Raw genomic sequence first — 4,843 nt, 5'->3', positions numbered from 1 at the left:
CACTCTTCACTCTTCACTCTTCACTCTTCACTCTTCACTCTTCACTCTTCACTCTTCACTCTTCACTCTTTACTCTTCACTCTTCACTCTTCACTCTTTTCACATCTCTTAAAACCAATGTCTCTATGTGTTTATACGGCCTCTATCAGAAAACGGTGTAAACGGTATGCTGGCACTGACCTATTTTGCAGAGCAATTTAAAGTTGCTTTCATCAATCAGCCTAACACGGGCATCGTACTTAAAGCTGCAACCGGAGCCAATCCCACCAAAGGCAAATAGTGACACCACTGCAAATGCACCGCTATGGATGGTTCGTTTTGACAGCACGGGAGCAAATGGTCTTAAAAGATGTGCCAGTAGTATTGGTGACTCCAACCACACTGACCGTTGCCGATCATGGAAAAGATATAGCCGATATGATCTCAGAAGGAATAAACAGCTGGATGCAAACCAATAATCCGCAAACCAATGCAGGAACATTTGCCTTCATGCTGGTGGCTTATTCCGTAACCGATAGTTATGTGCCGATATTACAAATTTCTATTAACATTATCACTGACCGCGATTACAACAAACTAAATCATTAATTAATACAATGCTTCATAAAAAAAGCAGGATGCTCAGAACATCCTGCTTTATAATTTCAACATCACTTTATAATTATCTTTTATAATAAGCAACAATACTTGCTTTTGCCAAAGTCTGATTCCATAAATTAAACCCTACGATAGCCGGATTGGTATTTTCATCAAGTCCTAATTTATCCGTTTTAAGAGCATAAACCGTAATGATATATTGATGAAATCCATGGCCTTCCGGCGGACAAGGCCCCCCAAATCCTTTTATTCCATAATCTGTAATGCTTTGAACAGCACCTTTTATCGAAAATTTATCTTTAGCACCCGCATTAGTTATCAGTTCGTTTACATCTGAAGGAATATCAAATACAATCCAATGCCAAAATCCACTTCCCGTTGGTGCATCAGGATCATACATCGTCACAGCGAAACTTTTTGTTCCGGCTGGCGCATTCTTCCAAAACAACTGAGGAGATTGATTCTCTCCGGTACAGCCAAATCCTTTAAATTCTTGCACTTTAGTAAGCTCACCTCCCAAATCTTTACTGGTTAGTGTAAAAGTCTTCTGTCCGAAAATTGTTGTGGTAAAAATTAAGGACATTATCAAAATTGCATTTACTTTTTTCATTCTTCTATGGTTTAAGATTTTAAACAAATTTAACCCTGAAAATAAAAAGTAAATGGAGACAAAGGCTCAAAAACTATAGCCAAAAGCTCACTTTTTCTGTGCCTGCTTTGGTGTCACTCCATATTTTGACTTATAAGCCTGAGTAAAACTTGATAAACTTTCGTAACCTGCTTCAAAATAGACTTCTGAAGGACTTCTTTGCTCCTGATGAAGTAAATAATGAGCAAACTCAAGCCTTTTATGCTGAAACCATTTAATGGGTGATTCCGAATAATGTTTTTCAAATTCCCTTTTAAAGGTCGAAATACTCATATTACACAAAAAAGACAACTCCTTTAATGACAATTTACTAAGATGACTGCTTTCAATAATCTGAAAAAATTTTTGCGAAGAATCATCACTGTCTACTGTTAAAGAATATAAAAACTCTGTACCATACATTCCCACCAAATAAAGCATTAACTCTTCAAACTTAACCTCCAGCAACTTACTTTTAATCTCAATCGAAAGTTTTGAAATATCAACCAAACTATCTACAAACCGCTTAAGAAACACATCATATTCAAAAGCACGGACAGACTTACATTCTTCAACTTCCCCCTTTCTCCATTCCATCTTTCTAATAAATCGCAGCAGAATCTCATTCGAAAAAAATAAAACGACACTTCTATAGTTAGACAAATCTGAAAGCTTCTCCGTCATTAAACAATGTCCCGATTTCATAATAAGAAACTTCGAAGCATCGATCGATACAGCCGAATTATCAAAAACAACTTCCTTTGTCCCTCCCATCAAAAAACTAAATACATTCTGATTCAGAATAATCTGCTGTTTAGAAATCCTTTTCGAACTAGTATAATCATAGACGTGGATCAATTTTGATTGATCAAAATTTAACTCGTCAGGAAGTGTTAGTACATTCATAGTAACAAAAAAAGAATTGAATTTTAATCGTACAGTTAACTAATTCAGCATGATTCGCTGATAGGAAACTTGAATTCTTACGGCAATTACAAACAAGTTGTAAATATAAACTTTTTCCACACTTTCATTCCTTTAATGATTTAAGAGTTTTTTAATAAATTCTCAATCCATCTTATGACCAATTTCTCCTTGAGCCCAATCAAAAATAAATTCGTATTTTTAATCAGAAACGAATGTTCAAAATCACTAATTCCAAAATTATGCGTTATAGTATTGCCATTCTTGTCTTTTTACTGCTGATTTCTTGCAAAAACGAATCTAAAACCGATTCATTATCCAACTACTTTACCTACAATAAAGAGTCAGAAGTAGTATCAGCTGGCGTCAGGATGATACCTATAAAAACCCCTGTTGGAGAATTTAAAGTTTGGACAAAACGTTTTGGAAACAATCCAAAAATAAAAATACTGTTACTTCACGGAGGCCCCGCAATGACTCACGAGTATATGGAATGCTTTGAGACATTCTTTCAACGCGAAGGATTTGAGTTTTATGAATACGATCAGTTAGGGTCTTACTATAGCGATCAGCCAAAAGACAGCAGCTTATGGACTACAAAACGTTTTGTAGAAGAAGTAGAACAAGTACGCAAAGCAATCGGTGCCAATCACAACAATTTTTACGTCCTTGGAAACTCATGGGGTGGAATTTTAGCCATGGAATACGCCCTGAAATATCAACAAAACATGAAAGGTTTACTCGTATCCAACATGATGGCCAGTGCGCCAGATTACGGAAAATATGCCGATGAAGTACTTTCAAAACAAATGAAACCGGAAGTACTGGCAGAAATCAGAGCCCTTGAAGCCAAAAAAGATTTCAGCAACCCACGATATATGGAATTACTCCTTCCAAATTTTTATCAAAAACACCTATGCAGACTAAAAGAATGGCCGGATGGACTCAATCGTGCCAGCAAGCATATCAATAGTGAAATTTATACCTTAATGCAGGGGCCGAGTGAATTTGGCATCAGTGGTCGTTTAGCCAAATGGGATATTAAAAGCCGCTTACGCGAAATTACGATCCCAACCTTAATGATTGGCGCAAAATATGACACTATGGATCCGAAAGCTATGGAAGAACAAAGCAAATTAGTCAAAAAAGGACGTTATCTCTATTGCCCAAACGGAAGTCATCTCGCCATGTGGGACGATCAAAAAATCTTCATGAATGGAGTAATTCAGTTTATAAACGATGTCGACACCAAGGTTTTCCAATAACAAACTAAATTCAAATCTAATGCAAATAACAATTATTATGGCGTTCCTCTTTGGGTCGGGCTGTCCGCTAAATCTTTTGCGATAGAAGTTTCAGGGATTTTTTAAATGTATGGTCATCGCAAAAGGATATCACTCCCATCCCTAACGCATACTGCAATAAAAAGAATATTTAAAGAAAAAAAGGCACCAAAGTTTTTTACCGCAAAGAGCGCGAAGATTTACGCAAAGCACGCAAGGAAAAAGGACTGAAAACCCGAAAAGCAAAGAGCATGATGCGAGGCACTACGTATGAACCAAAATGAGCCTCAACTATCGCCCTGAAAGGGCAAAAGAAAACCAATTCTTACTAGTTTTTAATACCGAAAAATCGATCTTTTCCAGAAAATGCTGTTCAAAATCATAGAAATTCCTCTCTTTATGTCGAGGCTTCTGCCCTTTCAGGGCGAAAATGAAATTATTTCTATTTATTTCATAGCGCTTTGCACCATGCTCTCTGCTTTTCGGGCTTTCAGCCCTTATTAATCTTTAAAAGTATTATGCCAAATATTGCTCTAAAAGAGCAAAAGCCTAATCTCAAAAGGAACAACCTAGCCCTTAACAACTACTACATAAAAATCTGCTGTATCATCCGTGTGTTATTTTTTTTAACCGCAAAGAGCGCGAAGGTTTAGGCAAAGCACACAAGGAAAAGGGCTGAAAGCCCGAAAAGCAGAGAGAGCATGGTGCAAAGCACTATGTATGAACCAAAATGAACAGCAAATATCGCCCTGAAAGGGCAAAAGCCATCTAAAGCCAATAAAAAAATCCGTTTTGATCCGCGTTTTCGCCTGGCGAATCTGTATCGTTCGCATACTATTTTTTTTAACCGCAAAGAGCGCGAAGGTTTACGCAAAGCACGCAAGGAAAAAGGACTGAAAACTCCAACAGCAAAAAGCATGATGCGAGGCACTATATCTGAACCAAAATGAACAGCAACTATCGCCCTGAAAGGGCAAAAGCCATTTTCATTTCCGCAAATCAAAAAAATCCGTTCCAATCCGTGTTTTCGCGTGGCGAATCTGTATCATCCGTGTATTATTTTTTTTAACCGCAAAGAGCGCGAAGGTTTACGTAAAGCACGCAAGAAAAAAGGGCTGAAAGCCCGAAAAGCAAGAGCATGGTGCAAAGCACCATGAAATAAATAAAAATAATGTCATTTTCGCCCTGAAAGGGCAAAAGCAATTTTCATTTCTGCAAATCAAAAAAAAATCCGTTCCAATCCGCGTTTTCGCCTGGCGAATCTGTATCATCCGTGTGTAATTTTTTTTAACCACAAAGAGCGCGACGATTTACGCAAAGCACGCAAAGATTTAAAAAACGTTATAAAACAAAAAACCCTATCCGATTTGGATAGGGTTCTTAAAAGAAAGGCGACGACATACTCTCCCAC

At 37.4% G+C, this 4,843-nt stretch carries 5 protein-coding genes; 3 read left to right on the top strand and 2 right to left on the bottom strand.

The features are described from left to right. Window positions 1–127: 127 nt before the first annotated feature. Window positions 128–280, top strand: coding sequence for a hypothetical protein (locus JO950_RS21290; RefSeq protein WP_202704439.1), 153 nt, complete (start codon window positions 128–130; stop codon window positions 278–280). Beyond that, window positions 280–588 carry a hypothetical protein gene (locus tag JO950_RS21285; protein WP_202704438.1) on the top strand — a complete coding sequence of 103 codons (309 nt, stop codon included), beginning with the start codon at window positions 280–282 and terminating at the stop codon, window positions 586–588. The genes JO950_RS21290 and JO950_RS21285 overlap by 1 nt, the downstream gene beginning before the upstream one ends. Before the next feature lie 73 nt (window positions 589–661). On the opposite strand, the gene JO950_RS21280 is transcribed toward JO950_RS21285, so the two are convergent. Together JO950_RS21280 and JO950_RS21275 are read right to left on the bottom strand one after the other, a co-directional pair. Continuing rightward, window positions 662–1,207, bottom strand: a complete 546-nt coding sequence (locus JO950_RS21280) for a YbhB/YbcL family Raf kinase inhibitor-like protein (RefSeq protein WP_202704437.1) — start codon at window positions 1,205–1,207, stop codon at window positions 662–664. An 87-nt stretch (window positions 1,208–1,294) separates the two neighbouring features. Further along, on the bottom strand, window positions 1,295–2,131 hold the full coding sequence (locus tag JO950_RS21275; protein WP_202704436.1) for an AraC family transcriptional regulator: 837 nt from the start codon (window positions 2,129–2,131) through the stop codon (window positions 1,295–1,297). 260 nt (window positions 2,132–2,391) lie between these two features. On the opposite strand from JO950_RS21275, the gene JO950_RS21270 reads away from it, so the two are divergent. Beyond that, window positions 2,392–3,414 carry a proline-specific peptidase family protein gene (locus JO950_RS21270; RefSeq protein WP_202704440.1) on the top strand — a complete coding sequence of 341 codons (1,023 nt, stop codon included), beginning with the start codon at window positions 2,392–2,394 and terminating at the stop codon, window positions 3,412–3,414. The last annotated feature ends 1,429 nt before the right edge of the window (window positions 3,415–4,843 follow it).

The organism is Flavobacterium sp. UGB4466 (assembly GCF_903469665.1).
Taxonomy (GTDB): Bacteria; Bacteroidota; Bacteroidia; order Flavobacteriales; family Flavobacteriaceae; genus Flavobacterium; species Flavobacterium lipolyticum.
Note: the sequence above shows the minus strand (reverse complement) of the source record. Positions and strands in the feature narration are given on the sequence as shown.